The organism is Sphingobacterium sp. UBA3549 (assembly GCF_002376635.1).
In the GTDB taxonomy this organism is placed as follows: domain Bacteria; phylum Bacteroidota; class Bacteroidia; order Sphingobacteriales; family Sphingobacteriaceae; genus Sphingobacterium.
This window is the reverse complement of sequence record NZ_DFOE01000034.1, coordinates 16,702-43,252: the sequence shown is the minus strand read 5'-3', so window position 1 is coordinate 43,252 and position 26,551 is coordinate 16,702. Positions and strand designations below refer to the sequence as shown.

General features: G+C 39.7%; 25 protein-coding genes. 10 read left to right on the top strand and 15 right to left on the bottom strand.

All coding sequences use genetic code 11. From position 1 onward, the window contains the following. Positions 1 to 77: 77 nt before the first annotated feature. Positions 78 to 359 (bottom strand): ATP-dependent Clp protease adaptor ClpS, encoded by a 282-nt coding sequence (locus tag B2W36_RS16640; protein ID WP_209581393.1) that lies wholly within the window; start codon positions 357 to 359, stop codon positions 78 to 80. Between the two features lie 78 nt (positions 360 to 437). On the opposite strand from B2W36_RS16640, the gene B2W36_RS16635 reads away from it, so the two are divergent. Continuing rightward, the gene (locus B2W36_RS16635) at positions 438 to 1,484 is read left to right on the top strand and encodes a 3-oxoacyl-ACP synthase III family protein (protein ID WP_293888802.1); all 1,047 of its coding nucleotides are present in this window, start codon (positions 438 to 440) and stop codon (positions 1,482 to 1,484) included. Between the two features lie 67 nt (positions 1,485 to 1,551). Here B2W36_RS16635 and atpG read toward each other — a convergent pair whose 3' ends face one another. From atpG to B2W36_RS16590, 9 genes are all read right to left on the bottom strand, one after another. Further along, complete coding sequence (atpG, locus tag B2W36_RS16630; RefSeq protein WP_293888800.1) at positions 1,552 to 2,454, bottom strand: ATP synthase F1 subunit gamma; 903 nt, start codon at positions 2,452 to 2,454, stop codon at positions 1,552 to 1,554. Positions 2,455 to 2,531: 77 nt separating this feature from the next. After that, positions 2,532 to 4,106, bottom strand: a complete 1,575-nt coding sequence (gene atpA / locus B2W36_RS16625) for a F0F1 ATP synthase subunit alpha (protein ID WP_209581384.1) — start codon at positions 4,104 to 4,106, stop codon at positions 2,532 to 2,534. A 55-nt stretch (positions 4,107 to 4,161) separates the two neighbouring features. After that, a complete protein-coding gene (locus tag B2W36_RS16620; protein WP_209581382.1) occupies positions 4,162 to 4,704 on the bottom strand; it encodes a F0F1 ATP synthase subunit delta in 543 nt (180 codons plus the stop codon). Positions 4,705 to 4,733: 29 nt separating this feature from the next. Then, positions 4,734 to 5,234, bottom strand: coding sequence for a F0F1 ATP synthase subunit B (locus tag B2W36_RS16615; protein WP_209581373.1), 501 nt, complete (start codon positions 5,232 to 5,234; stop codon positions 4,734 to 4,736). A 96-nt stretch (positions 5,235 to 5,330) separates the two neighbouring features. Beyond that, positions 5,331 to 5,519: an ATP synthase F0 subunit C gene (gene atpE / locus B2W36_RS16610; RefSeq protein ID WP_021188666.1), complete on the bottom strand. Its 189-nt coding sequence runs from the start codon at positions 5,517 to 5,519 to the stop codon at positions 5,331 to 5,333. A gap of 34 nt (positions 5,520 to 5,553) precedes the next feature. After that, positions 5,554 to 6,750, bottom strand: coding sequence for a F0F1 ATP synthase subunit A (gene atpB, locus B2W36_RS16605; protein WP_293885299.1), 1,197 nt, complete (start codon positions 6,748 to 6,750; stop codon positions 5,554 to 5,556). 104 nt (positions 6,751 to 6,854) lie between these two features. After that, on the bottom strand, positions 6,855 to 7,241 hold the full coding sequence (locus B2W36_RS16600) for a hypothetical protein (protein WP_293885301.1): 387 nt from the start codon (positions 7,239 to 7,241) through the stop codon (positions 6,855 to 6,857). Continuing rightward, entirely contained in the window at positions 7,238 to 7,453 is a 216-nt protein-coding gene (locus B2W36_RS16595) for an AtpZ/AtpI family protein (protein WP_209581368.1), read from the bottom strand. Before B2W36_RS16595 ends, B2W36_RS16600 begins: the two co-directional genes overlap by 4 nt. 83 nt (positions 7,454 to 7,536) lie before the next feature. Next, the gene (locus B2W36_RS16590; protein WP_293885303.1) at positions 7,537 to 9,762 is read right to left on the bottom strand and encodes a helix-turn-helix domain-containing protein; all 2,226 of its coding nucleotides are present in this window, start codon (positions 9,760 to 9,762) and stop codon (positions 7,537 to 7,539) included. Positions 9,763 to 9,958: 196 nt separating this feature from the next. Here B2W36_RS16590 and B2W36_RS16585 point away from each other — a divergent pair, with 196 nt between their 5' ends. The 4 genes from B2W36_RS16585 to B2W36_RS16570 all read left to right on the top strand — a co-directional run bounded on the left by B2W36_RS16585 (position 9,959) and on the right by B2W36_RS16570 (position 13,563). Further along, positions 9,959 to 10,456: a phosphoheptose isomerase gene (locus B2W36_RS16585; RefSeq protein ID WP_209581364.1), complete on the top strand. Its 498-nt coding sequence runs from the start codon at positions 9,959 to 9,961 to the stop codon at positions 10,454 to 10,456. A 227-nt stretch (positions 10,457 to 10,683) separates the two neighbouring features. Further along, the gene (locus B2W36_RS16580; RefSeq protein ID WP_293885305.1) at positions 10,684 to 11,424 is read left to right on the top strand and encodes a hypothetical protein; all 741 of its coding nucleotides are present in this window, start codon (positions 10,684 to 10,686) and stop codon (positions 11,422 to 11,424) included. Between the two features lie 10 nt (positions 11,425 to 11,434). Continuing rightward, the gene (locus B2W36_RS16575; RefSeq protein ID WP_209581360.1) at positions 11,435 to 12,544 is read left to right on the top strand and encodes a hypothetical protein; all 1,110 of its coding nucleotides are present in this window, start codon (positions 11,435 to 11,437) and stop codon (positions 12,542 to 12,544) included. A gap of 26 nt (positions 12,545 to 12,570) precedes the next feature. Then, on the top strand, positions 12,571 to 13,563 hold the full coding sequence (locus B2W36_RS16570; protein ID WP_293888797.1) for a hypothetical protein: 993 nt from the start codon (positions 12,571 to 12,573) through the stop codon (positions 13,561 to 13,563). A 72-nt stretch (positions 13,564 to 13,635) separates the two neighbouring features. Here B2W36_RS16570 and B2W36_RS16565 read toward each other — a convergent pair whose 3' ends face one another. Further along, positions 13,636 to 14,745, bottom strand: a complete 1,110-nt coding sequence (locus tag B2W36_RS16565) for a zinc finger domain-containing protein (RefSeq protein ID WP_293888795.1) — start codon at positions 14,743 to 14,745, stop codon at positions 13,636 to 13,638. 24 nt (positions 14,746 to 14,769) lie between these two features. Continuing rightward, positions 14,770 to 15,921 (bottom strand): SPFH domain-containing protein, encoded by a 1,152-nt coding sequence (locus B2W36_RS16560; RefSeq protein WP_293888794.1) that lies wholly within the window; start codon positions 15,919 to 15,921, stop codon positions 14,770 to 14,772. 176 nt (positions 15,922 to 16,097) lie between these two features. On the opposite strand from B2W36_RS16560, the gene B2W36_RS16555 reads away from it, so the two are divergent. The 3 genes from B2W36_RS16555 to B2W36_RS16545 all read left to right on the top strand — a co-directional run bounded on the left by B2W36_RS16555 (position 16,098) and on the right by B2W36_RS16545 (position 20,694). Then, positions 16,098 to 17,951 (top strand): DNA topoisomerase IV subunit B, encoded by a 1,854-nt coding sequence (locus B2W36_RS16555; RefSeq protein ID WP_209581351.1) that lies wholly within the window; start codon positions 16,098 to 16,100, stop codon positions 17,949 to 17,951. A gap of 38 nt (positions 17,952 to 17,989) precedes the next feature. Continuing rightward, the gene (purU, locus tag B2W36_RS16550) at positions 17,990 to 18,832 is read left to right on the top strand and encodes a formyltetrahydrofolate deformylase (protein WP_293888792.1); all 843 of its coding nucleotides are present in this window, start codon (positions 17,990 to 17,992) and stop codon (positions 18,830 to 18,832) included. Positions 18,833 to 18,915: 83 nt separating this feature from the next. Continuing rightward, positions 18,916 to 20,694 (top strand): hypothetical protein, encoded by a 1,779-nt coding sequence (locus B2W36_RS16545; RefSeq protein WP_293885314.1) that lies wholly within the window; start codon positions 18,916 to 18,918, stop codon positions 20,692 to 20,694. Positions 20,695 to 20,784: 90 nt separating this feature from the next. Here B2W36_RS16545 and B2W36_RS16540 read toward each other — a convergent pair whose 3' ends face one another. The 3 genes from B2W36_RS16540 to B2W36_RS16530 form a co-directional block, all read right to left on the bottom strand. Continuing rightward, entirely contained in the window at positions 20,785 to 21,690 is a 906-nt protein-coding gene (locus tag B2W36_RS16540; RefSeq protein ID WP_293888790.1) for a class I SAM-dependent methyltransferase, read from the bottom strand. A 109-nt stretch (positions 21,691 to 21,799) separates the two neighbouring features. Further along, the gene (locus B2W36_RS16535) at positions 21,800 to 22,555 is read right to left on the bottom strand and encodes an ABC transporter ATP-binding protein (protein ID WP_209581341.1); all 756 of its coding nucleotides are present in this window, start codon (positions 22,553 to 22,555) and stop codon (positions 21,800 to 21,802) included. 9 nt (positions 22,556 to 22,564) lie between these two features. Further along, a complete protein-coding gene (locus B2W36_RS16530) occupies positions 22,565 to 23,299 on the bottom strand; it encodes an MlaE family ABC transporter permease (RefSeq protein WP_293885318.1) in 735 nt (244 codons plus the stop codon). A gap of 246 nt (positions 23,300 to 23,545) precedes the next feature. On the opposite strand from B2W36_RS16530, the gene B2W36_RS16525 reads away from it, so the two are divergent. Both B2W36_RS16525 and ispG read left to right on the top strand, forming a co-directional pair. Further along, complete coding sequence (locus B2W36_RS16525; RefSeq protein ID WP_293885320.1) at positions 23,546 to 24,496, top strand: LiaI-LiaF-like domain-containing protein; 951 nt, start codon at positions 23,546 to 23,548, stop codon at positions 24,494 to 24,496. Positions 24,497 to 24,541: 45 nt separating this feature from the next. Next, positions 24,542 to 26,548 carry a (E)-4-hydroxy-3-methylbut-2-enyl-diphosphate synthase gene (ispG, locus tag B2W36_RS16520; protein WP_293885322.1) on the top strand — a complete coding sequence of 669 codons (2,007 nt, stop codon included), beginning with the start codon at positions 24,542 to 24,544 and terminating at the stop codon, positions 26,546 to 26,548. The last annotated feature ends 3 nt before the right edge of the window (positions 26,549 to 26,551 follow it).

Sequence of the window (26,551 nt, the reverse complement as noted above, 5' to 3'; positions counted from 1 at the left end):
GATCTACAAAGAAAACTAAAACTTATAGACAAAACAGAAGCGTAACCAGATTATTACGGTAACAAAAGAATGGCAAGTTATTCTACAGAGACAGTTAATCCTTCGGCTTTCAAAATTTTGCGATAAATTTCCATCTCCGTATAACTCCCTTCCAATACAGCACATTTTCCTTCAGTATGTACTTTCCAGGCAATCTTCTCGGCTTGCTTTTCGGTATATTGCAAATGATAAATCAAGCAGTGAATCACATGTTCAAACGTATTGGTTTCATCATTCCATAAAATGAGTCGATTAGACTCTTTGACAGAGGCTAAAATCTCTTCTAACGTAAAGGTTTCTTCAGCAGTTTGGGTACCCATGCTGCAAAAATAGAATATTTTTTTCTAAATTAACGACATTATAAAAGGGAAGAATACAATCAATTAGCAGAATTTATTATGTTACAGTCAAAAATTGCCGGAATCGGCTATTACGTTCCAAAAAACGTCTATACCAATAATGATCTTACACGCTTTATGGATACCAGTGACGAATGGATTCAGGAACGAACAGGAATTAAAGAACGTAGATATGCTGACAGAATCGGTGAGACCACCACAACAATGGGAGTCGAAGCGGCTAAAATTGCTATAGAACGTGCCCAAATTACCGCTCAGGATGTTGATTTTATCATCTTCGCAACACTATCCCCAGATTATTATTTCCCGGGCTGTGCGGTTTTACTACAAAGGGAAATGGGGATGAATGAGGTTGGCGCACTGGATGTCAGAAACCAATGTTCGGGATTTATATATGCCCTCTCTATAGCCGACCAATTTGTAAAAACAGGTATGTATAAAAATGTGCTGGTCGTCGGCTCAGAAAAACATTCTTTTGCCCTCGACTTTTCAACCAGGGGACGAGCTGTTTCCGTAATTTTTGGCGATGGTGCAGGAGCGGTCGTCGTGCAACCAACAGCGGAAGATGGCAAAGGTATACTGAGTACACATTTACATTCAGACGGAGCAGAAGCCGAAAAGCTAGCTATGTATTACCCGGGGGCATCCAGCGGAATATGGCTGGATGAAATGCCCAAATGGCCCGAGCAGGAATTAGGAGGATTATTGATGACCAAAGAGATGCTCGAAGACGGGACTGCATTTCCAAATATGGATGGACAGGCTGTTTTCAAGAAAGCTGTTGTCAAATTTCCTGAAGTAATTCAAGAGGCATTGGAAAAAAATAATTTAAAAACCAATGATATCGATTTATTGATTCCGCATCAGGCCAATCTTCGTATTTCTCAATTTGTACAGAAAACACTTGGATTAAGGGAAGATCAGGTATTCAACAATATTCAGAAATATGGCAATACCACTGCAGCCTCTGTGCCGATAGCACTATGCGAGGCTTGGGAAGAAGGAAAAATTAAAAACGGTGATCTTATCTGTCTGGCCGCCTTTGGAGCAGGATTTACATGGGGATCAGCCTTAATTCGATGGTAATTTAGTTCAAAAAAAAGGTGCTGATCATAAGATCAGCACCTTTTTTTTGTTTTTACCCGAATAAAAACTATCCGTTTGATAAAGCAGCGGCCCCTGATACGATCTCTGTCAGTTCTGTTGTAATTGCTGCTTGACGTGCCTGGTTATACGATAGCTTCAATGATTTTAATAAATCACCTGCATTTTCTGTCGCTTTATCCATCGCTGTCATACGTGCTCCATGTTCAGAAGCATTTGAATCCAAAACAGCTTTGTATAATTGAATTTTGATTGCTTTAGGAATCAACTCTTCGATAATCTTCTCTTTGGAAGGCTCGATGATATAATCCACCTCAGCTTCTATTTTTGCTTTATGCGTATGTTGTTTGTCTTCCTGGGCTGGTGGTATTAAAGGTAAAATCTGTTCCGCTGTCAGCTCTTGAACTGCAGCATTTTTAAACTGGTTGTACACCACTTCAACACGGTCAAAATTACCTTCTTTAAATTGTTCCATGATAAATTCAGTCACCACGGATACCCCACCAAAATTTAAATCAGAAAACAAATCAGAGTGATTAGCTACCACATTAAAGTTACGCTTCGAAAAGAAATCATAACCCTTTTTACCAATACCAATGATACTCAAATTTCCTTTTGCATGTTGCTCGGCATATTTGTTAGCGATCAAGTTATTAGTTGCTTTGATAACATTTGCGTTGAATGCTCCAGCCAAACCTCTGTTAGAAGAAACAACAACGATCAACACCTTATTTGGCTCGCGATCTACAGTAAACGGAGAATTACTTCCCTCCACGCTTGCAGAAACATCCGCCAAAATATCTCTTAGTTTATTCGCATATGGGCGCAATTGTAAGATAGCGTTAGTAGCGCGCTTCAATTTAGCAGCCGAAACCATCTTCATAGCTTTTGTAATCTGCTGCGTTGATGATACGGAGGTAATCCGGTTTCTTACTTCTTTTAAATTTGCCATATTTGTTTTAAGTATTAAGTACCTAGTATTGAGTATCGAGCCTTGTCAATAGACTCAATACTAAATACTCATTACTATTAATATTTTGATGCTAAATCCTTAGCTACTGTTTCTAATACTGCAGTTAATTCATCAGAGAACTTACCAGCTTTAAATGCTGCCAACACTTCTGGATGACGTTGTTCCAATTGTGTTAAGAACTCCTCTTCAAATTCTCTAACCTTATTTACAGGAACATTACGCAATAAACCCTTAGTTCCGATGTATATGATCGCAACTTGTTTCTCTACGGAAACTGGAGAGTATTGACCTTGTTTTAAGATTTCAACATTACGAACCCCTTTGTCTAACACAGCTTTTGTAGCAGCATCTAAATCAGAACCAAACTTAGCAAAAGCTTCCAATTCACGGTACTGCGCTTGATCTAACTTTAAAGTACCCGATACTTTCTTCATCGGTTTGATCTGTGCGTTACCACCTACACGAGATACAGAGATACCTACGTTGATCGCTGGACGGATACCTGCGTTAAACAAGTTAGACTCCAAGAAGATCTGACCATCTGTAATTGAAATTACGTTGGTTGGGATATAAGCAGAAACGTCACCCGCTTGTGTTTCGATGATTGGAAGTGCAGTCAATGAACCACCACCTTTCACCAAATGTTTGATTGATTCTGGTAAATCGTTCATGTTGCGTGCGATATCATCCGAAGAGTTGATTTTCGCTGCACGCTCCAACAAACGGCTGTGTAGATAAAATACGTCACCAGGGTAGGCTTCGCGGCCCGGTGGACGACGCAACAATAATGAAACCTCACGGTAAGCTACAGCTTGTTTAGACAAATCATCATAAACGATCAATGCCGGACGGCCTGTATCACGGAAAAATTCGCCGATAGCAGCACCTGCCATTGGCGCATAGAATTGAAGTGGAGCAGGATCAGCAGCAGATGCAGCAACAACTACTGTATAAGCCATCGCACCTCTTTCCTCCAATGTCCGCACGATATTCGCAACGGTAGAATTCTTTTGACCTACGGCAACGTAGATACAGAATACAGGTTGCCCTGCATCATAAAATTCTTTCTGATTCAAGATTGTATCAATACAAACAGCTGTTTTACCTGTTTGACGGTCACCAATAACCAACTCACGTTGACCACGACCAACTGGAATCATCGCATCAATCGCTTTAATACCTGTTTGTAATGGTTCAGTTACTGGCTGACGGTAGATAACACCTGGAGCTTTACGCTCAATAGGCATTTCATACAAATCACCTTGAATAGGTCCTTTACCATCAATTGGTTGACCTAAAGTATTTACAACACGTCCCAACAAGCCTTCACCAACTTTGATGGATGCAATACGGTTAGTACGTTTAATAGTATCTCCTTCTTTGATTTCATCAGAAGGACCTAAAAGTACAACACCGACGTTGTCTTCTTCCAAGTTTAATACAATACCTTGTAATCCGTTATCAAATTCAACCAACTCACCGGACTGAACTTTAGTTAAGCCGTAAATACGAGCAATACCGTCACCTACAGCAAGTACGGTACCCACTTCCTCTAGTTCGGCTTCTGATTTAAAGCCCGACAATTGCTCTCTTAGAATTGCCGAAACTTCATCTGGTCTTACCTCTATCATTTTAATTATTATAAGGGGTTTTTTGATTTATTTTACTTCAAATCTCAGAAAAAAACTAATTATTCTGATTTAAATATCTTTCCAATTTATTCAACTTACCAGCAATACTTGCGTCAATCTGGCGATCGCCGATATTGACCACAAAACCACCGATCAAATGATGATCAACTTTATTGACCAATATCACTTGAGCATTGGTTTCCTTTGCAAGTACATCTTTCATCGCCGCCAAATTAGCTTCAGAAAGTGGTGCTGCAGATGTAACTGTAGCTTTCACAATTCCTTTTACCTCATTATACTCACGAATAAATTCTTGAGCAGTGGCATATACAATTTCGCCACGACCTTTATTGATCATGATCTTAAAGAACGCCAAGATATTTGGATTGATCTTATCTTTAAATAGCGCATCCAATATGTTTTTCTTTTTATCCAAAGGGACAATAGGATTGGCCAAAACAGCTTGCAATTCGGTACTGGATTTCAAAACCGCAATGAATGAATCCATATCGGTCTTGATTGTTTCCAGTGAGCCTTGCTCGCCTGCCAAGTCAATTAATGCCTTCGCATATCTCGATGCTACTTTAAATACTGACATAATTCTATTTCGTAATTTGAGTGACCGGATTAGTTCAATTTAACGTCATTAAGCAAATCTGCTACTAAAGCTTCTTGCTTTCCTTGGTCCTCAAATTCTTTGTTTAACACTTTACGAGCAATATCCAAAGACAAAGAAGAAACCTGAGACTTCACCTCAGCCAAAGCTTTGTTCTTTTGTTCATTGATCTCCTCTTTCGCTTGAGCAATCATTTTTGCCCCTTCAGCTTGCGCCTGAGTTTTTGCCTCAGCTACGATCTTATCTTTAAGCTCTTTTGCCTCCTTAAGGATAACGTCGCGTTCTGCGCGAGCTTCTTTCAGTAATTGTTCGTTTTCATTTGTTAAACGAGCCATTTCCAATTTAGCTTTTTCAGCTGCCTCCAAAGCACTTGCAATACCTTTTTCACGTTCGTCTAGGGCATCAACAATTGGTTTCCAAGCGTATTTACCTAATAAAAAGATAATAACTACAAGGACGATGACCATCCAAAAAAACAAACCGTACGAAAACGAATGTATTAATTTATCCATTGTTATACTATATAATGATAATTTTTATTTTTTAAGATTCAGGAATAATATAACCTGCAACCAACCGTTGCAGGTTATATCATAAAACCGTTGTGACTATTTACCTAATAATAAAGCACCGAATGCTAAACCTTCAAGTAAGGCACCAATGATAATCATTGCAGTTTGGATTTTAGATGCTGCTTCTGGTTGACGAGCGATAGCTTCCATTGCAGAACCACCAATTTTACCTAAACCTAAACCTGCACCGATAACGATTAAACCGGCTCCAATTAAATTGTACATAATGTATGATTTGAATAATTAAAAAATTTGCTAATTAATGATCGTGATGTTCTTCAACAGCCATACCGATAAACAAGGATGACAACATCGTAAAAATAAACGCTTGTAAGAAGGCAACCAATAATTCAATAACCATCAAGAAGATTGTTAAGAACATGGAAACACCGATACTACCCACCACTGTCAATTGGTGTTGCAATAAATATACAATTGCAATCAATCCCATCACAACCGTGTGACCAGCTGTAATATTTGCAAACAAACGAACCATCAATGAGAATGGCTTTGTAAACAACCCCAACACTTCAATTGGTGCCAAAACGAATTTAAATGGAACAGGAACACCTGGCATCCAGAAAATATGTTTCCAATAGTTTGCGTTTGCTTTGATATTTACAATTAAAAAAGTAAAGAGAGCCAAACATAATGTTACTGTAATGTTACCTGTCACGTTAAAGCCTAGTGGTGTCAAACCAACCAAGTTCAAAATCCAGATCAAGAAAAATACAGACAATAAATAGGGCATAAATTCTTTATAACGATGACCAATGTTTGGAATTGCCATCTCATCACGCACATAGATAACCAAAGGCTCTAATACACGTCCTACACCTTTAGGTAAGTTGTTAGCACCTTTTTTATAAGTTTTAGCCAAACTTATAAATGCCCAAAACATTAAAAACGCAGCCAAAAATAAACCTACAACACTCTTTGTGATCGAAAAATCTAAAGGCATGTCTACAGACGGATGAAAATCTGTAGCTTCATGAATTTCATGAGAACCGACAACATAAGAAGTTTCAAATTCCTTTTTCACTTCCTTTCCATTCTCGTTTACAGTCATAACATAACTACCATCGGCATTTTTGAGGTATTCATGACCAGCTAAATTACCAGTAGCATCGGTCTTATAAATTTTCCCATGGTATAATGCATAGTATTGACCATCAACCTCAGCAACCTTATTACCGTGATCAAATGCAGAAGCCATAAAAACTTTCAAGCCATTGTCAATCAAAATAACTGGCAACGAAAAGCCAAAATGCTTACCTGTCTCTTCGTCGGAAAAGAAGCTAAAATAATAATCATCTTGTAAGTGATGCTCAATATGGCTATTGATTTCCTCAGCCTGCGATTTTTCTCCGTGTGCATTCTCATTGGCCTTTGTTAAAAATGGCGCAACTGCAAACAGAATAACTGCTAAAAATTGAAGTGTTCTTTTAAGACTCACGATACTACTATTATGTTATTTAAAATTTTTGCGAAAATACTACATATAAAGCACAAAAGCTACTTTAATATTACATTTTTTTGAAAAAACTATCGTTTTCTCCCTTAGGATTTGTTTAAAGCCTTATAAGCAAATCCAACATCGTACAAAAGGAATAAAACGACAACGATCAAATAGTTATATTTTAAAATATCAGCATGTGGTTTTGCTAGCCCGCTATGGATATACAAATAATTTAGGACAAATTTTAACGTCAATAATCCTAAGAAAATAAAACCGACATATGGTGGGAATTGCTGCGAAAAGTAACGCACTCCTGCCATAATAATAATCGATAAAATCAATTGAAAAACATATATTTCATACAATGGAAAATGTAGATCGTCAAGATTTTGTATTCCATCAAAAGATTTTAACAAAAAGAAATGAAGGGCAAATACCAATACCGCAACAAAAAATAAAATAAGTGCCTGCTTTAAATATACTATCATCTATCGTTTAATCGATTCACTTGTCTAATGACCTGGTAGAGAGAAATCCCAATCCCAGCAAGGGTACAGATTTTCATCCATAATTGGTTATCACTATGAAACTTGCCGTCCAACCAATCTCCTAATAAATAAAATACGTAAATGGTAAAAACCATTTGAGTAGAAATAGTTGTCAACACAAGCCACTTGTTAGGATCTTTCTTGTCTTCCATAAGAAATCGTAAGGTTATCAATGGGCTCTCAACAAACTACATCACAATATTTGTTACAAATATACATCATAAATCCTTATTGCCTACAATCCCAAAACTTTTTGTCCAATTTTAATATCTGGGTAGTCTATATCTGTCCCCAAAAGCATTTTAAGTTCAGAAGACGATTTATCCGGGTTTGTCCGGATCACCTCTAGTATACGATCCAACTTCTCTTGCTCGATCAAGTCTGTAGCCTCCACTTCTGTACCTACAAAGGTAATCAAATGTCCGTAAATAGTGCCTGCAACCATCCCGCGCTTACCTGCTATATCAGCAATGCTCATTCCATCCTTAAACATTTCTAGAGAAATCTCTTTGGTATCTAATTTTCTAGGCCCTTCTTCCTCTGCAGTTTGTGCAGCCAAATCATCTTTCTCTTTGGTCTTCACACTGGCAGCTACATCCAACATGGCCGTTTGAAAATCTTCCCGCTTGGATAGTGTAGCAGCAATAAGCAGACAATGCTGCAACTGTTCGCGTTTTCGCTTGTAATCAAGCAATAGCGCTTTGAGCTCGTCAATATATTTCTTGGTACGTTTTCGTATCTGATATTCTTCAATATGTTTGTTCAACGCATCAATCAGATCGGTATCCATTTTTGGCAAAAACCAATTGACTGCCGCGGTAGAACGCTCACAGATAACATCGTAATCAATTGCATTTTTATCACGTAATAAATCATATAAAACAACGATAAACTTATGGGCAACTTTCTCTTGCATTTGCAGGTGCTTGACGAGTTGCTGAAAAAACAATACCGCTTGTTCCTTACCATCAATGTTACGTTCTTCGAGCGACTTCAATAAATCAGACGTCTCCGCCAATAAGCCATCCCACCGAAAACCGTGCATTAAAATCTGACCAAGGTAATTCCGTTGACACTGCTCCAGAATCGAATTGATATCAGGCTGCGCCTGCGCGCGCTGTGCAAACTCAACGACCTGATAATCGGTACGAATGGCATAAGAAGGAATGATAGACTTTAATACAAGTCCATCTAAACTCGTTAAACGGCTCAATGCAACATAAACCTGACCTGCTGCAAAAGAGGTACCCGCATCAATGATTGCTTTTTCAAATGTTAAGCCCTGACTTTTATGGATAGTGATCGCCCAGGCGAGCCGAAGCGGAAATTGTGAAAATGTACCTAAAATTTCCTCCTTGATCTGATCCTGCCCCTTATCATAATTATAACGGATATTCTCCCAGGTTTCCCTTTTAACGCTTACGGACTCCGATCCATCAGGAAAGGTAACCGTTACAGTTCCTTGCACAGTGTCTATGTCCTTTACCGTACCTATCTTACCATTATAATACTTACGTTCATCTCCCGAATCGTTGCGAATAAACATGACCTGTGCTCCTATTTTCAATGACAATGTTTCCTCTGCAGGATAGGAGCCCTGTGCAAAATCATCCTTTACTACCGCTTTAAGGTTTAACATTTTACCAGATAATGATGCCAATTTAGCACCGTTTATTTCATCGGCATTTCGATTATGAGAGGTCAATGTAATATATTGCTCTGCTTCATTTGGAACAAAGTCCTGCTGATAGTAACCATTTAGGGTCTTGAGCATATCACTTGTACATTGATTGTTTCGTATCGCATTCAAAATGGAAATAAAGCCCTCATCTTGCTGACGATAGATCTTATTAAGTTCTAACATCACCAAAGGATTATCTCTCAATATCTTGGCATTGAAGAAGAAAACAGAAGAGTAATGATCTTTTAACACATTCCACTCTGCATCTTTCACGACAGGCGGCAACTGGTACAAGTCTCCGATAAACAACACCTGCAATCCGCCAAAAGGCCGCATATCGCGACGAACAGATTGAAGGATAACATTAATCGCATCCAAGGTATCTGCGCGAACCATCGAGACCTCATCAATCACTAACAGTTCAAGTTCCTGCAAAATCGCCCGGCGTTGCTTCGTCAGTTTAATCGTGCTAAAAAGACGTGATTTATTGTAAATATGACTATCCTGCTCATCCCACCGCAACTCATAATCTTCTATAAAAGTTCCAAAAGGAAGCCAAAATAAAGAGTGCAAAGTCGTTCCGCCTGCGTTCATCGCCGCAACGCCAGTAGGTGCCGTAATCGCCATCTTCTTGTAACTATGCTCCTTTATATACTTCAAAAACGTCGTCTTTCCGGTACCTGCCTTCCCTGTAATAAATACGTTTTGATTCGTTTGGTTAACGAAAGCAACAGCCTGCATAAATGCAGTATTTTCCCGATCGACTTGAAAGTTTGACATATCCTGAAATTAGATTGATCACAAAATTAGCAATTTCATTTTTAACTTTACCCGGCACATGGCGATTGAACACGACCAAAGAAACGACTATAGTCGGCATGTAAATATTGCTAAAACGGTTAACTTAAATTATTAATAGATTTTTTTTTATATTTAGCTGCTAAATTAACGAATAACAAATTTTTAGAATTGTAATATGGCTATAGATAAAATTGCATTGTTTGAAAATGTACAGGAAATGCTGACTTCCAAAGGTTTTCGTATCGATAAATCAGATGCAGCGCGTCCTTGGGGCGGATTTTTCGTCATTGACGAATCGCAGGCGCAGGAATTTGCCGATGAATATTTCGGCGGAATGGATGTACAAGAATTAAGAATATCCGGAAAATTAAGTCCTAAAATTCTAATTGTTGCACCGGATAAAAGACTATCTTGGCAATATCACCACCGTCGGGCTGAAATCTGGCGGGTTATCCAAGGTAACGTAGGGGTTATGGTTTCTGACACAGATGAAGAATCTGTTGTATCTACATTGAAAGAAGGGGAAACAATCCGATTGCGCCAAGGACAACGTCACCGTTTAATTGGATTGGACGGATTCGGTATTTTAGCAGAAATTTGGCAACATACAGATGCCAACAACCCTTCTGACGAAGACGATATCGTTCGCGTACAGGATGATTTTGGCAGATAATATTCAATAACCGCCATGAACAAAAGAGCGATAACCAATTATTGATGGGCTATCGCTCTTTTTTTAGCCGTCTACAATGCCCGTAGAGCTAATTCAGTCCCTAAAATAGAATTTCATCTTTTCATGTCAGCCTATAGCTCTTCCCATCCATTATAGATTTTCTATCGGTCAATCCAGTAGAGAATAGTAATTTTTATTATTTTAGTAAAGATATAAGCAACTATGACATGATGAGCAACGACGACACTAAAAGAGGATCTGGTATATTAAACAGTCTGAAGAAATTAATTTTTGAAGATGATCAACCTCAACAAAACCAGCACCCACAAACGCCATCGGCGCCTGCACCAAATGCTATTCCAAACACCCCTTATAAGGAACCATCCTATTCTCCAGCTCCGCCAACAACTGGAAAAACACCTCCCCCAATACCCATAACGGCCAACGATGGAACTACCGACCTTAAAGAGATGAAATTAAAGGTCTATGCTATCCTGGAAAAACTAAATGAACAAGGGGTAGACTTTTTTGAGGTATGGAATGCAGCAGCAGCAATGGGTAAAGTCGAGGAAAACACCCTCAAAGCAGCTTATACCTCGCTTAAATTTGTAGACAGTTCGTTGTCCAGAGAAAAATTGATAGCAACTGGCACAAATTATGCTAATAAACTCAAAGAAACCATTGCCAAAGAATCGGAACAGAAACAGGCTGAAAAGAAAAAGACTGAACAGGACCGAACCTTGGAGATTGCAAATCTGAATGCTGAAATCAAAACAATAACGGAAAATATTGCAAAATTGCAAGATGATTTACAGAAAAAACAGCTCGCTTTGGGGCAAATTAATGAAAAGTACGAACCCAAAATTAAAGACATTGAACAAAAAATAAACATCGGCAGTGCAGCCGTTGATGAGGTCGTTACCGAAATCAATACGGCATTGCGTATGATTAATCAATCAATAACATAAAAATAAATCAATGGAAAGAAAAGATCAATATGTTAACATTCCCGCTGAGATAAAGACGCAACTTCCGATATTTCAAGTATTGGGCGATCATCTGCCTGCACAGCTACAATCCCCAGAAGCAAAAAAAACTGCGTCAAAGGTTTTCTTTTGGGCAATTTTACTCGGTGGCGCATTTGCATTTTTCAAATATTTACCGATTATGTTGGAGTATGCTGGAAAAAGCATACTTTTTGTCATATTTAGTATTATCCTGATTACCTTATTGTTGTTAGCCCCCAAAATCATCGCACTACTGCATCGCCTTGGCACCGTTTTACTCTTTAAAGGAGAAAAATCAATCATTAGAAATAACCCAATAGAGACCCTACAATTGCTATCAAGAGATGCAAAAGACACGCTGAAACGAGTAAAGGAAAAAATTAGCAATGTCGATGGAGTTCGCATTGATATGATTCAAAGTGGCGAAACAGCACAGAAAACTGCGGAAGAAAAATATACGTATGCCAAACGTTTTACAGCAGAGGCAGCTAATCTCGACGAAAAATCAAAAGAAGAAGCGAGTAAAAATAACGCAGAAAAAGCAAATGCTTATGCCAGAGATGCTAAAGAAACCCGTACTAAAGCCTTTTTATTAGGAAAAGAAGGAGAATCAGAAGAGCAAAATGCGCGCAGCTACGTCCAATATGCCAATCAGTTTGCTAAAGTGTTGGAAGTACTCAAAGACAATGAAAGTGCCGCCCGAATTTATGTTAGCACCTTAGATAGCAGCATTTCTATTATTTCCAAGAAGCTAGAAGCGACCCAAAAAATGAAAAATGCCACCGACGGCCTTGCAGATGTATTCAATATCAAAGATGGCTGGGCTTTTCAGGAAGCGATGAATGCCGCAACAGGTGCCATTAGTCAAAATATAGCATCTATTCGGTCCAATTTGGATTTCTTGGATCAAAACAACAACATCACTGTCGGCGGAGCGCCAACGCAGGGTGAACTGGAAGAATTCATCCGCAAAGTAGACGAACGTAATCTGAAGGTGTTGAATGTAACGCAGATGACAGACGCCAGCTACGAGCTCAAGCCCGAAGAGAAAGTGGATAAAGGATTTACACTACTTGATTAACTATAAAATTATATTACTTCAACATTATGGAAGAAAAATCAACATGGGCAAGATTAAGATGGCCTATAAAAGCAATTATTATTGCCTTACCTATTCTGGCAATCGGTTACTGGGCAATGCAATCGGGCAAATTTGATGCTAACCCTACTGTACAAACAGACTCAACCAGTCACAAAAATGCGGATTCAAACCACTCATCGGGCTCGAAAGACACTCGTTCATTCAACTATCAACCTGAAAAGCCTGTTGACGGTGAATACAAAGGAGTGGTTGAAGTGGGCGCCTCTGGTTTCAATTCCTTCGTCGTGAATATGGATAAAGAGAATCGTTGGGAAATCGTTTCCAAAGATTTTGGAAAGTCTTTTGCTTATGAAGGATTGGCAAATACCGAGGATATTCGCAAAGGATTAAAAGACTATATCGGCATGATGCTGGATAAAGGTGTTAAATCGAAAAACATACATTTCGTCATTAGCTCTGGAGCGCAAAAGGAACCCAAAACAACTATCATTAGTAGTGAACTTAGAAAAATGGGCTTTGTGGTCAACTTGGTTACAGCAGAGCAAGAAGGAAAGCTTGCATTAAAATCGGTCCTTCCAAAAGCATATGAAGACAATGCATTTGTTGTTGACATCGGGTCTGGTAACACAAAAATTTCATGGATCGATGGCGATACAAAATCTGTCGAAGCACCTGGAGCAAAGTACTATGAGAAAGATCTCAAAGATGATGCTGTCTATGCAGAAGTAAAAAAATTAGGTGAAAAGATTCCTGAAAATAAAAGAGAAGTTTGTTTTATTATAGGGGGCGTTCCTTTTGAACTTGCCTCACAAACGCGCCAAGGTGAAGAACGTTTTACCGTTCTGAACGACCCAGCTTCCTACAACGCAGATAAAATAAAAACAAAAAGCGGCGTTAACATTTATAAAGCAATTAAAGATGCGACCAACTGCGATACCTTTGTTTTTGACTGGGATGCCAACTTTACCATTGGATTCCTACTATCGTTGAACAAATAGGCACCTTTTAGCATACAAAAAAGCGCTGTTCTCTTCGTTTGAGGACAGCGCTTTCTTTTACTAACCTATTTGTTATCCCATAAAGCTTAATAAATACAGAACAATAAGGATCGCAAATACCAAAAAAGCTATTTTCCAAAAGCTATAAGGCCGTTGCCCGTAAACTTTACCGTTAAATGCATTAACCATGATCTGATAACTCTTTCCCTTGTATTGATAAGCAGATAACCAAATGGGCAAAAGAATGTATTTCAATTTAATGGATTTAAAATCACTGTCAATGGAATCGATATCCTGCGTATCGCCACCGATGTCGTTCTCAACCTGTCGCTCGATTTCCCGGTCCATAATCGCTCGTGCAGTTGTTGCTGCTTTCACATGATCTACACTGAAAGTTTCCGCGATAAAACCACTCAAATACTGCTCATTGAAAGGTCTTAGATAACCTAAATTCCACGGCCCGATCTTTTCGGAAAACTTTTCCGGAAGGGAGGTTGATCCAGAAATAACAATATCCTTGAATTGGCTATAAACAGTACCCGAAGTTGGATACCAATTGGTTCGTCTTTCTTCGTATTCTTCTGTTTCGCCATCCGAATTACGCCGCGTCCTTGTCACATAATAATACTCACCTCGGGATCCAACGTAATCAGAATTCACATCTGCATCATAAGACCAAAAAGGAATATATACCCCCTTTAGACGGTCATTCCTAGCGTTAAAAATCCGCTTAAAGTCATTCGGTGCAAACCATACCTTCCCGGCCCATTGCGTCAATAGCCCAAAGGCACTTTTATAGTCAACACCGAAAGGAACAACACCATGCGGTTTTACAATACGTTTTTGCTGATGGTCAATGACCAATGGTGAAGCACAAAAAGCACATAAATCCGCTGTGACGTGCGCATTTAACCTTGAATTTGCACCACAGTTTCCGCAATGCACAACCTCAGCTAAATAACTATATCGGTCATCTTCGAGTTCTTCCATCGCGGCTCCAAAGACCTTATAATCCGTTGATTCAATACGCCCATTTTCTGGCAACTGATCAGCTATTTCATTTCTGGTTCCACAATAGGAACATGCTAAATAGGAAGTACCGGGCTGATAAGTCAAAATTGCACCACAACCCTGACATTTCAGTCCTTGTTCTATCTCGGAGGTTTTTTCTTCAAAACTCATACAATACAGTCATGCGTTTCTTTCCTAAACTCCCGGTATTGGAGGCGGAATCTGTGAAAAAAGTCCTTTCAAATCGCTCACCTTATCAGCTTCAATCCAGTTCTCAAGTCCTTCTCTCCACACTAGGGTAGCTGTATTCAGCGTGCCATCCTTGACAAGGCTACTCAATTGCTCATGATCAAATGGTCCTTCCTGTTTTCCTTTAATCGCGAGATAATAAGCTACGCTGTTAGGTAGCGGCGGTGGACCCGCGGGTGTAGAAGAAGCACCTGCGCCCGCTACTCCAGTTGGATTGTTTCCATCAAAACTATTTTGTTGAAAGATATTTCCCATCTGACCAACCATTCCTGCCCCCAATCCAGCGCCAAAACCCGCGCCGACGATACCTCCACTAGCTGGATTCTCTGCAGCTTTCTCCATCGAATTAGCAGCTTGAAATTGAGCATATGCCCCAAGATTACCAACAACTCCCATGCTACTTCGCTTATCAAGTGCCTTTTCAACTTCCTCTGGGAAAGAAATATTCTCAATTAAAAACTTCGTTAAACTTAACCCCAACTCATCAAAATCGGATGCAATTTTCTGCTGTATTAAGGCCGACACTTCATCGTAGTTGGATGCAAGATCCAAAGCAGGAATTTTGGACTCCGCAATAGCATCCATCCCTCTCGATACCGCAATGTTTCGAAGCTGCTCTGTGATATCTTCAACCGTAAATACCGGCGTCGTTGAAACAAGCTGTTTCATAAAAACAGTAACATCTTTCACTTGAAAGGAGAAATTACCAAAAGCTCGGAGTCGAATGGGGCCAAATTCAGGATCCCGCAACATGATTGGATTTTTGGTACCCCATTTCTGATTAACAAATTGACGAAGATTCACAAAATAAACATCCGCTTTAAAAGGACTATTGAATCCATACTTCCAGCCCCTAATGGTTGTCATGATCGGCATGTTTTGAGTCGCCAATTCGTAACGACCAGGCTGAAAGAAGACATCAGCCACCACACCTTCGTTTAAAAATACAGCAGCTTGTCCTTCCCTTACGGTCAATTGTGCGCCCATTTTTATTTCATTCTGATACCTTGGAAATTTCCACACAATTGTATCTGTACTATTATCGACCCATTCGATAATATCGACAAACTCATTCCTGATTTTATCAAATAATCCCATATTATTCGCTTTAAATTCGCTTTAAAATTACTTACACTAAATGTAAACATTTCCCGGCAAACCAGCAATTTTCACCATCTGGACATAAACTGCAGATATCTAAAAAATTTAGCCTTTTAAACTACTTATCGTAGTTTATTTTTTTTACTTTTGTTAGCTAAGTTCTACATAAATTTATGAGTACATATAACGAAGACAGCATTAGGTCCCTGGATTGGAAAGAGCATATTCGCCTTCGTCCGGGAATGTACATTGGAAAGTTGGGGGACGGTTCGGCCTATGATGATGGTATTTATGTTTTATTGAAAGAGGTCGTTGACAACTCCATCGATGAGTTTGTTATGGGAGCTGGTAAAACAATTGATATCACGGTAAACGAGAATAAAGTTTCCGTACGCGATTATGGACGTGGTATTCCAATTGGTTCTGTAGTTGATGTTGTTTCTAAAATCAATACAGGTGGTAAATATGATAGTAAGGCTTTCCAAAAGTCCGTCGGTTTAAATGGGGTCGGTACAAAAGCAGTGAACGCTTTGTCCAGTCAGTTCACCGTACAGTCCTATCGACAAAATATTACCCGCATCGCTCAATTCTCTAAGGGAGAGTTAGTCCATGATGAACAAAAAGAAACAACGCAACGAAATGGCACAGCGGTAACGTTCTATCCGGACGACTCCATTTTCCGGAATTATAAATACAGACTTGAATTTGTTGAAAACATGATCTGGAATTATGTGTTCCTGAATTCTGGTCTTACCATTAATTTCAATAATCAGAAATTTATTTCCGAGCATGGTCTAAAAGATTTATTGGAACGTAATATTGATGCCGAATCCATGCGCTATCCAATTATTCACCTACGTGGTGAAGACATTGAAATTGCCATGACGCATGGGCAACAATATGGAGAGGAATATTATTCCTTCGTAAACGGACAACATACAACCCAAGGAGGAACACATCAGGCAGCATTTCGTGAAGCACTCGTCAAAACAATCCGCGAATTCTACAAAAAAGAATTTGATGCATCGGATATTCGGTCGTCAATCATCGGAGCAATAGCCATCAAAGTACAAGAGCCTGTTTTCGAATCTCAAACTAAAACAAAATTGGGCTCCCAAAGTGTCGGTCCTGAAGGCCCTACTGTAAGGGGCTTCATTAATGACTTTGTAAAAAAGGCACTGGATGATTACCTGCATAAAAATCCAGCCACGGCAGATGCCCTTCAGAAACGAATACTGCAATCCGAACGTGAGCGTAAGGACATCGCGGGTATTAAAAAACTGGCCAACGAAAGGGCAAAAAAAGCCTCTCTTCATAACCGTAAACTACGCGACTGTAAAGTGCATTTTAGCGATAAAAATGAACGTAACCAAGAAACAACACTGTTTATTACCGAGGGGGATTCTGCTTCTGGTTCGATCACCAAATCACGCGACGTACAGACTCAAGCCGTATTTAGCCTAAAAGGAAAACCGCTTAACTCTTATGGAATGTCCAAAAAGATTGTTTATGAAAACGAAGAATTCAATCTTTTGCAACATGCACTCAATATTGAAGATGGTCTAGATGGATTACGTTACAACAATATCGTTATCGCTACCGATGCCGACGTGGACGGAATGCACATCCGTTTGCTATTATTAACGTTTTTCTTACAGTTCTTCCCAGACCTCGTTAAAGCGGGCCACGTTTCCATTTTGCAGACCCCACTTTTCCGTGTCCGCAATAAAAAGGAAACAATTTATTGTTATTCAGACGAAGAACGGCAAAAAGCAATCGCAAAATTAGGCGCTAAACCCGAAATCACCCGATTCAAAGGTCTGGGTGAAATATCACCTTCCGAGTTTGGTTTATTTATCGGAAAAGATATCCGCCTCGATCCTGTTATCTTGTCCAAAGACAATAAAATTCAACAATTATTAGAATATTACATGGGTAAAAACACGCCAGATAGACAAAAACATATCGTCGAAAATCTACGTGTTGAAGTTGACCTTGAAGAAGAACTAACAAAAAAAGCGGGTTAAGATAGCCCGCTTTTTTCAATAACCTACAACCAAATTTCATGCACAACCAAACCTTAATTCTGATCCAATGTCAAGATGCCGTTGGATTAGTCGCTAACATCTCAAACACGCTTGCAAAATATCAGCTCAATATTGTCACCATGCGCGAATATGTAGATGAAGAAGCCAATAAATTCTTCGTGCGTGTGGTCTGTAACGGTCTAGTAATTGAGCAAAAACAACTTTCCGACTCCTTGGCTGAGGTTCTTCCTGCCTCTGCTCAAATACAGATCAACCCCAATACCCGAAAAAAGATTGTCGTCTTGGTGACCAAAGAGCATCACTGCCTTGCAGACATACTCGTACGACAGCATTTCGAAACTTGGGGAGCCGAAGTGCAGGCTGTCATTGGCAATTATGAATCGCTACGCTCTTTTACAGAAAAGTTCGACATTCCTTTTCACTGTATCTCACATGAAAACCTGACAAAGGAAACGTTCGAAAAACAACTGATAGCAAAAATCAAACAATATAATTTCGATTATATTATTTTAGCTAAATTCATGCGGATCTTATCACCAGAGTTTGTTGGCACCTTTGAGAATAAATTGGTTAACATCCACCATTCCTTCCTACCGGCATTTATCGGCGCCAACCCCTATAAACAGGCACATGCAAGAGGTGTTAAGATTATTGGAGCCACAGCCCATTTCGTGACCGACCAACTTGATGAAGGCCCAATCATCGTCCAGGACATACGGCATGTCAACCACACCTACACTGTAAAAGATATGGTTACTGCCGGAAAGGAAATAGAAAAAGCCGTTTTAAGCCGGGCAATTCGCTTGCTTAGCGAGGATCGTGTCATGCGCAACGACTACAAAACAATTGTATTTGAATAGTGATTACAATCATCTCCCCATAAAACAATCATTACTTTTTTTTAGCGTTATTCTCCATTATTTCGTAAAAGAAATATTTAAGAATGACGCATACTTTTCATATCCCCGTATTAGGCTTAGCTTTCTCCATCGATTCCGCAATTAAGGTTGCACAGTACGGAATCTCCTCCGTGATGTCTATCGTTGACGATGAACTAATCGAGCGCATGCGCTGCTATTACTGTGGAGAATATCAAATCCCCTATCAACCGATCCTCACATCTGAAGAAGACTATCGGGCAAATAGAATCACCGCATACCTCAATATGGTACAATTTGTGGTCAATAAACAAATTACAGCCTTAAAACATCAACCCTTTACAGAAGGTTCCGAATTGGCAAAATACTTTCAGCTTCTACCAGATTCACATCCATCCAAGCCACTGTATCACGCTATGGAAATTGAAACGAATCTGGCCATTAAGACCGAACTCCAAGACTTATTGATCACTTATCTAAAACCGGGTGACATTGATGTTAATATCATGTCCAAAGTTGACAAGATAAATTATAAAGATGGCAAGGTATTGGACGAGCGCTTTTCTGATGCACTAGCAGCCTTACGTGGCTTTGCAAATTCCAATCTTCATTCTTCGCTTATCCTTTCTGCCGGAATGAATCCACACTTATATGCTTACCTTGCTGAATTGCCAGCTTTCTTCCCCGATAATGAAAGTATGTTCGACAAAAAGGTCACATTAAAAGTAAGTGATTTCCGATCGGCACTCATTCAGGCAAAATATCTCGCCAAACGAGGGGTTTGGGTATCTGAATTCAGAATAGAATCCGGTTTGAACTGTGGTGGACATGCTTTCGCAACGGATGGCTTTCTTCTAGGTCCAATCCTTCAAGAATTTAAAGAAAAGAAAGAAAGTTTAAAAGCCGAACTTTTCGAGATATACCAAGATTATTGGACTGCTCAAAAGCGCTTTCTAACCATACCTCCCGTTATCAAATATACGGTTCAAGGCGGGGTGGGTACCGCTTCAGAACATCAATTTTTATTAGATTATTATGGATTTGATGCTGTGGGCTGGGGATCTCCATTTCTAATGGTACCCGAAGCAACCACGGTAGATCAAGAAACGTTGAAAGCATTGGAACTTGCCGAAAAAGAAGACTTCTACTGCAGTGGAGCATCTCCATTAGGGATTCCTTTCAACAACTTCAGAAAAAGTGGCGCTGAGCACTTACGAGTGGAACGAATTAAAAAAGGCCGTCCTGGTAGCCCCTGCAAAAAAGAATATCTTATTTCGAACACAGAGTTCAGTGACAAGCCCATATGTACCGCATCACGCGTATATCAACATCAAAAGATACAGGAACTAAAACAACAGAACCTGCCTGCTGTTGAATACGAAAAAGCTTTTGAGGCCATTACCGAAAAAACCTGCCTTTGTGAAGGGCTCGCAGCGCCTGCCTATCTCAAATACAATATCCAGAAGACTAAAGAACAGACTGCCGTAGCCATTTGCCCGGGTCCAAATCTCGTCTGGTTTAAAAAACAATATACTTTACGGGAAATGATAGACCATATCTATGGCCGTATCTCAGTCTTTGAAAATAACAATCGGCCATTTGTCCTGATCAACGAGCTCAACCTTTATATTGATCATATTCAAAAATATGTAACAGACAATCAAAACATCATTAATGATAAAAAGATAAAGTACGTAGCCAAGTTTAAAGCGCAGTTACAAGCTGGAATTGCTTACTATGATGAGCTAGCTCAACACTTATCACATATCCCACAGAACATCATTACAGCTATTCCAAAGCAGTTGGAACTAGCATCGTTACGGTTGAAGGATATCCATATGTAATGCCTAATGCATATTAAAACAATTGTATCTTATAACAAACACGGGGCGCTNNAGCGCCCCGTGTTTGTTATAAGCAATCTTTTGACCGTCTTACTTCGCTATCTTACGGAATTTACCAAATACGCCAAGTGGAAGTTTCGGCCCTGCAGTTGCTTGTAAAAATAGCTCGCCTATTTCTAAGTTTTCAACCTTCGGAAAAGCAGTCTTAATTAAATTTTCCACAATAACCGAAGAGAAACCTAAAGAATACGTATTTAAAATCAAAAAATGTTCTTTAGGATCCAATAGCTGAACAACCTCTGTCATCATTTCCATAATGTGGTCTTCTAATTTCCATTTCTCGCCTTTCGGTCCATGTCCATAAGCTGGTGGATCCAAAATAATCCCATTATAGGTATTACCTCTTTTCAGTTCACGCTTTACAAACTTCAACGCATCCTCAACAACCCAACGAATGTTATCCAAGTTGGAAATTTCCATATTTTCATTCGCCCAGGTAACAACCTGTTTAATCGAATCCACGTGCGTTGTATCCGCGCCAGCAGCTTTCGCTATTAGAGATGCTCCTCCCGTATATGCAAAAAGATTGAGAACCTTCGGTTTTTCCGTTTTAAACGAACGAACAGATTCCGAAATATAGTCCCAATTTACAGCCTGCTCCGGAAATATCCCCACGTGCTTAAAAGATGTCAGGCCCAATCTAAATTTGATGGCCACGTCGCTATTTTTATATTCGATATGCCAACGATCCTGAACCTTCGGATTTTTCTTCAACCATTCTCCAGAAGTAGCCGACCGACCTTTGAATTTGATATGATAACTCTTGTTCCACTCTGCTTCACTCAACGCCTTAGGCCATACAGCCTGAGGCTCTGGTCTGATCAGAATTAAATCACCAAAGCGTTCCAATTTTTCAAAATCACCACAATCAATGAGTTCATAGTCCCTCCAATGCTGTGGAGTCAATAGTTGTATATTTGTTGCTGCCAAAATCAAAATTTTCCGACAAAACTAAGCTAAATTTCAATATAAAAGAAATCTGCATGATCCTAACCCTGATCAACGCCTAAAATCGGGCGCACTAAAACAATCATCTTACCCACTATTACCCCATTGAGGCCTTAGCACTTTTCATCAATGGACTTGCAAAGACAAAGTTGTTTAATTCTTTCACATCCGAGCGCATCATATCCTTATTGGAACCTTCCCAAAATTTCGCCCCTTGGTAAAGAAACAAAATATATTCCCCTATTCCCATCACAGAATTCATATCATGCGTAACAACAACTGTTGTACATTTTAATTCTTGGGTAATCTTCAAAACCAACTCATCGATAACAATAGAAGTTTCAGGGTCCAGACCCGAATTAGGCTCATCACAAAAAAGGTATTTGGGATTCATACTGATTGCACGCGCAATACCTACCCGCTTTTTCATCCCACCAGAGAGCTCGGCAGGAAATAGCTTATTCCTTCCCTCCAGATTAACCTGTTCTAGACAATGGTTTGCCCGGTCTAATTTCTCCGCTTTCGACATGTCCGTAAACATATCCAAAGAAAACATAATATTTTGTTCAACAGTCATTGAGTCAAATAATGCTGAATTCTGAAAAAGCATACCTATTTCTTTACGAATGGGAACACGTTCTTCAAAATTCATCCGTGTAAAATCTTTGCCGTCAAAAATGACCTTTCCTTTTTCCGGTTGATGTAACCCCACGATACACTTCAGTAAGGTGCTCTTTCCCGACCCCGAACCACCAATAATCAAACTTACTTTACCGGGTTCAAAATTCGCGCTGATACCTTTCAGCACATGATTATCACCAAACGACTTGTTAATATCTTCGATTTGAATCATAAAATCTTTTTAAAGCATTAGTGCCGTAATTACATAATCCGCCGCTAGAATGGTAATACAGCCTACCACAACAGCTTCCGTGCTCGCCTGCCCAACTTCCAAAGCCCCGCCCTTCACATGATATCCTTTATAAGCAGAAACCGATGTAATAATAAATCCAAAGACCACTGCCTTCACAAGCGCCACCGTTACGGTAAAACCATTAAAGCCATCTTGAATCCCCAAAATATAATCGGCCTGCGTAACCGCTCCCGAAAGGGATCCCCCCAACAAGCCGCCCACCAGGGCGCACACGATGGAAATAATAACCAACATTGGAATCATGGTGACACCAGCCAAAATTTTGGGCAAAATCAGATAGCCAGGAGCATTGATCCCCATAATTTCCAAGGCATCAATCTGCTCTGTAACACGCATAGATCCAATCTGTGAAGATATGGACGAACCAATTTTCCCCATTAAAACCAATCCAGAGATCGTTGGCCCCAATTCCAAGATATTTGAATCCCGATTGATAGAACCTATAATCGAATTAGGGATCAAGTCCGAAACCATCTGAAAGGCTATTTGCATGGTCATAACAGCACCAATAAACGTGGAGATAATGACGATCAGGCCGAGCGAGCCAATACCAATATCGGTCATTGCCAATACGGTTTCCTTCCAATAAATCCGGCTCTTCTCCGGTCTTTTAAATACTGATTTAAGGAGTATAAGATATGCACCAATGTGATGAAAGATCATGTTATCTATTTAATTTCAATGTATTACGTCAATTATAGGACTATATTAAGCCGAGATATCCATTAAAGGTAATTAATTCCCGCTAATATATAAACAAGCGAAAAGCCAAAAAGTAAAGGAAAAACGAAATTACTTACCGATCAATTAGTCACATTTACCGATTTTTTATGTATAATAGCCTAAACATTCATACGGTATCTCTCAAATCAAATTACTTTTGAGATATATTAACAAACAGAATTAGTTATGAATACACGAAGAATAACAACTGGTATCACCATTCTCTTTATAGGCGTTGTCTTATTATTGTCACAGCTTGACACAATTTCATTCAATTGGGCCGGTATTTTTAGATATTGGCCGCTGTTCATCGTTCTTGCCGGAATTCGTATGCTGGTACCCAAAGATCAACAGATTGGACAATTTGTTACCATTGGCTCTACCGTGGTCATTTTAGGTTTTCTGACATACATCGGCCTATCTACACCCAAAGAACCACTTTTAACACAGCTATTAAAAAGTAAAACCCTTGGCGTCAAATATAACGATGATCCAAATGATAAAACGAATTATACGACAGAAAAGCTAAACGTACCACTGGACGATAAAATCCATAGTGCTACCTTAAATCTTGATTTGGGCGCCACCTCATTAAGAAATGATAGCAGCACGACGTCACATATCTTCTCGGCATATAATACCTCAAAAGAATATTTACTGGGCGTAACAGTAAATGGAGAGTCTACCGAAAAAGTTGACATCAACTTAAAAGGGAAATTCCAAAACAAGGATTTCAATAGCAAAAATAATAATACTTTTATTGCTTTAAACCCCAACATCGTATGGAACCTGAATTTTGATGTCGGCGCGATCGATGCCAAGCTGGATCTTTCCCCCTATAAAATAGAGGCATTAGATATCGATGCCGGTGCAACAAGTTTAAAACTAAAATTAGGTCAGCCACTAGCTACAACAAAAATTTCAATAGACGCCGGAGCCTCCTCTATCGAAATCATGATCCCAAAAAACGCTGCCTGCCGTATTACAAGCGACAATGCGTTATCATCTACAGATTATGAGGGCGATTTCCTCAAAAGCGAAGGAGAGGTAAAATCGATAAATTACGAAACAGCTACTCAAAAATTCGATTTTGACATCAACGGTGGTATTGCATCAATAAAAATTAGAAGATATTAATTGACAGCCGATTTTTAGTCAAGAAAAGTTAACTTTGTGTTAGATATGGACACAAGTAATATGTTGACATTGCCTGGAATCTATTGCAATTCCAAGGTAGATTATTCGAGATGGAAAACAAGGGAAATTCAAATCGGTGATACCCCCATGGGTGGCAATAATCCCATTCGTATTCAAAGTATGACAACGGTAGATACGATGGATACGATTGGGTCAGTTGAACAGACCATTCGGATGGTCGAAGCGGGCTGCGAATACGTTCGTATTACCGCTCCCAGTATTAAAGAAGCACATAATTTAGCCAATATAAAGAATGAACTCCGGCGAAGAGGATATCAAGTTCCTTTGGTTGCTGACATTCATTTTACACCGAATGCTGCCGAGGTAGCCGCCCGTATCGTAGAAAAAGTAAGGGTCAACCCCGGAAACTATGCGGACAAGAAAAAATTCGATCAGCTGTCGTATACCGAAGCTGAATATAAACTCGAATTGGAGCGCATTTATCACAAATTTTCACCACTTGTCAATATTTGTAAAGAAAACGGTACCGCCATGCGCATTGGCACCAACCATGGTTCCTTATCCGACAGAATTATGAGCCATTATGGCGATACGCCTGAAGGCATGGTCGAATCGGCCATGGAGTTTATCCGGATGTGCGAAGACCTAAATTTTTATAATCTCTGTATCTCGATGAAATCATCCAATCCGCAGGTCATGGTTAAAGCCTACCGTTTGTTGGTCGAAAAAATGGTTTCCGAAAACATGAACTATCCGCTACATCTCGGAGTAACCGAAGCCGGAGACGGTGAAGACGGTCGTGTAAAATCTGCCGTCGGCATTGGAACACTGCTGGAGGATGGACTGGGAGATACTGTACGCGTATCGTTAACCGAAGAGCCCGAACGCGAAGCCCCTGTTGCAATAGCACTTGTCAATCGATATAGCAAACGGCAGGCAAACCTCGAGCTCCACCCCAAACAAGAAATTGTTCAATTATCCACAGACACACCCGTTGTCCCTTATACCAGCCAAGAAGTAAATACATTCATCGGAGGGGCTTTAGTTCCCAGGATTGTCGTTGATATCTCAAAAGAAAATTTGAAAGACGCCCAGATACTCACCAAAGTTGGCTATCGCTATGATATCCTGTTAGATAAATATCACATGGGGGAGCAGTCTGTAGACTTTGTCTATCTCGCAGATACTTTACCGTCTTTCACCATGCCAGCCAACCTGAAGCAAATTTACAACTACGACACCTGGTTCAAACTTGCGGATAAAACCAACATTCATCCCCTCTTTACCTTGGACCAATTCATAGCATCGGACCATAAAGATAAGGTGTTGAATATGGTCAAAATCTGCAATTCAGATTTATTGACCCCATTGTTTGAATCTTTACAGCTTGACAAAACTGTCGTATTTATAGTAGAAACCGATTACTTGCACGGAATGGCAGATCAAAGGCAATTTTTCCGTAATTTACAGGAAATAGGCATCAACAATCCCGTCATTATCAAACGCTCCTATCCAAAAGAAGACTTCTCAGGCCCTATTGGTGAATATATGAATCCCGAAGAACCTATCTCCAAAATACAGCTTTATGCATCGACAGATCTAGGGGCGCTATTGATCGATGGCTTAGGATCGGGAATCTGGATTGATTCTCCTGCAACAGCATTAGAAAACATAGCCTCATTATCTTTCGGAATTTTGCAGGCAACACGATCCAGAATATCCAAGACCGAATATATATCCTGCCCAAGCTGTGGCAGAACCTTGTTTGATCTACAAGAAACTACTCAAATGATTCGAAGCCGCACGAACCATTTAAAAGGGTTAAAAATTGGTATCATGGGCTGCATTGTTAATGGCCCTGGTGAAATGGCTGATGCAGACTATGGCTATGTTGGAGCGGGACCTGATAAAGTTACATTGTATAGGGGCCAGCAGGTTGTCAAGAAAAATGTGAGTTCTGCACATGCCTTGGACGAATTGATCAAAATCATTAAAGATGATGGCCTTTGGATCGAAGAATTACAAGACTAAAGC

Coding starts and splice junctions, on each gene's coding strand:
- B2W36_RS16640 (WP_209581393.1), bottom strand. CDS start 359: ATGGGTACCCAAACTGCTGAAGAAACCTTTACGTTAGAAGAGATTTTA.
- B2W36_RS16635 (WP_293888802.1), top strand. CDS start 438: ATGTTACAGTCAAAAATTGCCGGAATCGGCTATTACGTTCCAAAAAAC.
- atpG (WP_293888800.1), bottom strand. CDS start 2,454: ATGGCAAATTTAAAAGAAGTAAGAAACCGGATTACCTCCGTATCATCA.
- atpA (WP_209581384.1), bottom strand. CDS start 4,106: ATGATAGAGGTAAGACCAGATGAAGTTTCGGCAATTCTAAGAGAGCAA.
- B2W36_RS16620 (WP_209581382.1), bottom strand. CDS start 4,704: ATGTCAGTATTTAAAGTAGCATCGAGATATGCGAAGGCATTAATTGAC.
- B2W36_RS16615 (WP_209581373.1), bottom strand. CDS start 5,234: ATGGATAAATTAATACATTCGTTTTCGTACGGTTTGTTTTTTTGGATG.
- atpE (WP_021188666.1), bottom strand. CDS start 5,519: ATGTACAATTTAATTGGAGCCGGTTTAATCGTTATCGGTGCAGGTTTA.
- B2W36_RS16600 (WP_293885301.1), bottom strand. CDS start 7,241: ATGATAGTATATTTAAAGCAGGCACTTATTTTATTTTTTGTTGCGGTA.
- B2W36_RS16595 (WP_209581368.1), bottom strand. CDS start 7,453: ATGGAAGACAAGAAAGATCCTAACAAGTGGCTTGTGTTGACAACTATT.
- B2W36_RS16590 (WP_293885303.1), bottom strand. CDS start 9,762: ATGTCAAACTTTCAAGTCGATCGGGAAAATACTGCATTTATGCAGGCT.
- B2W36_RS16585 (WP_209581364.1), top strand. CDS start 9,959: ATGGCTATAGATAAAATTGCATTGTTTGAAAATGTACAGGAAATGCTG.
- B2W36_RS16580 (WP_293885305.1), top strand. CDS start 10,684: ATGATGAGCAACGACGACACTAAAAGAGGATCTGGTATATTAAACAGT.
- B2W36_RS16575 (WP_209581360.1), top strand. CDS start 11,435: ATGGAAAGAAAAGATCAATATGTTAACATTCCCGCTGAGATAAAGACG.
- B2W36_RS16570 (WP_293888797.1), top strand. CDS start 12,571: ATGGAAGAAAAATCAACATGGGCAAGATTAAGATGGCCTATAAAAGCA.
- B2W36_RS16565 (WP_293888795.1), bottom strand. CDS start 14,745: ATGAGTTTTGAAGAAAAAACCTCCGAGATAGAACAAGGACTGAAATGT.
- B2W36_RS16560 (WP_293888794.1), bottom strand. CDS start 15,921: ATGGGATTATTTGATAAAATCAGGAATGAGTTTGTCGATATTATCGAA.
- B2W36_RS16555 (WP_209581351.1), top strand. CDS start 16,098: ATGAGTACATATAACGAAGACAGCATTAGGTCCCTGGATTGGAAAGAG.
- purU (WP_293888792.1), top strand. CDS start 17,990: ATGCACAACCAAACCTTAATTCTGATCCAATGTCAAGATGCCGTTGGA.
- B2W36_RS16545 (WP_293885314.1), top strand. CDS start 18,916: ATGACGCATACTTTTCATATCCCCGTATTAGGCTTAGCTTTCTCCATC.
- B2W36_RS16535 (WP_209581341.1), bottom strand. CDS start 22,555: ATGATTCAAATCGAAGATATTAACAAGTCGTTTGGTGATAATCATGTG.
- B2W36_RS16530 (WP_293885318.1), bottom strand. CDS start 23,299: ATGATCTTTCATCACATTGGTGCATATCTTATACTCCTTAAATCAGTA.
- B2W36_RS16525 (WP_293885320.1), top strand. CDS start 23,546: ATGAATACACGAAGAATAACAACTGGTATCACCATTCTCTTTATAGGC.
- ispG (WP_293885322.1), top strand. CDS start 24,542: ATGGACACAAGTAATATGTTGACATTGCCTGGAATCTATTGCAATTCC.